Source organism: Pseudomonas auratipiscis (genome assembly GCF_036324085.1).
GTDB lineage: Bacteria > Pseudomonadota > Gammaproteobacteria > Pseudomonadales > Pseudomonadaceae > Aquipseudomonas > Aquipseudomonas auratipiscis.
The window spans coordinates 1-1,079 of sequence record NZ_JAZDCU010000054.1; the positions used below are offsets into that span (position 1 = coordinate 1).

Here is a 1,079-nt window from a genome sequence, read left to right on the forward strand (position 1 = left end):
TTTAGCAAATCTTCAAGCGTCATTTTGGCCCCGTAAACACTGGGCCTTTCCCGTTAATCGACCCGATCCATCATCGGTGCAACAGAAAATCGCCTAACTACCGAATCTATTGGGTGGGCCTGATTTTCTGGTGTTTCGGGGAGATGTACGAAGAGCCAGATCAAAAGCAAAAGCTGCACACCAGCACCTCGCTGTTGCCGTTGCCGTTGCTGTGCTTCTACCTACACAAATCGTGCAGACGCCACAAATCGTCCCTTCAGTAGGCCGAATGGAACCCTTGCGTGTGCCGACATCTGCAGTCAGCTCCACGGTCGAGGTATCGGTGGTGTCTTTGACTTCGGTAACGGCTGGGGTTTCGTCTACCGCCAGTTTCTCGAAATCGCCACCGGTGGTGCTTTCGATCGAGGCTTCAACGGTGCCCGCATCACAGCGCCGTTGCTCAGGGTCACGGTCATCGCCGTGCCGGCTGGGTGGGTCAGTGTGGCGGTGTAGGTGATCTGACCGCCTTCGTCCACGGACGGTGTCGCGGTTAGCGACAAGCCGGTTTCATTCTGGGTGTTTCGTTCTGGGTGCCAGGACCGTCAGTAACGGTGACGGTGGTTTCGCCTGAAGTCTCGAGCTTCTCGTAGTTACCGCCAGTGGTGCCGGTGATGCTGTTGGTCAGATCCGGGTTGGTGGTATGGACGTTGTCGTCTGCGCGAGCAATTCGGCCTCACGCTGGGCGATGGCCGCTTCGAGCTCAGGCGAACGCTTGGCCCATTGTTCGGGCGGCAGGGGTTTGGACCATTCGATAATGGCGGGGTAGTCCAGGCTTGGAGGCGGTGCGCCCTTACGGCGCATTCCTTTTGTCTTGGCAAAAGGAATCAAAACCGTCTGTCCCTGCATCCGGCCCTGCGCTGCGCTCCGGGTCCCTTCGCTCCGGCATTGCTCCCGTCGGGACCGCACCGAAGGTCGAGCTTCTCGTAGTTACCGCCAGTGGTGCCGGTGATGCTGTTGGTCAGATCCGGGTTGGTGGTATGGACGTTGTCCGGCGCAACAAACTCCACCGTACCGGTGCTTTGACCCACTGGAATGGTGAT

The 1,079-nt window shown here is 58.3% G+C and carries 2 protein-coding genes and 1 pseudogene; all 3 read right to left on the minus strand.

The features are described from left to right. Positions 1–93: 93 nt before the first annotated feature. A pseudogene (locus V0R60_RS26870) lies at positions 94–515 on the minus strand (immunoglobulin-like domain-containing protein). A 145-nt stretch (positions 516–660) separates the two neighbouring features. Further along, positions 661–840: a hypothetical protein gene (locus V0R60_RS26875; protein WP_330143378.1), complete on the minus strand. Its 180-nt coding sequence runs from the start codon at positions 838–840 to the stop codon at positions 661–663. Positions 841–863: 23 nt separating this feature from the next. Next, positions 864–1,079 (minus strand): immunoglobulin-like domain-containing protein (locus V0R60_RS26880; RefSeq protein ID WP_330143377.1); only part of this gene is annotated, 216 nt, incomplete at its 5' end.

Coding starts and splice junctions, on each gene's coding strand:
- V0R60_RS26875 (WP_330143378.1), bottom strand. CDS start 840: ATGCGCCGTAAGGGCGCACCGCCTCCAAGCCTGGACTACCCCGCCATT.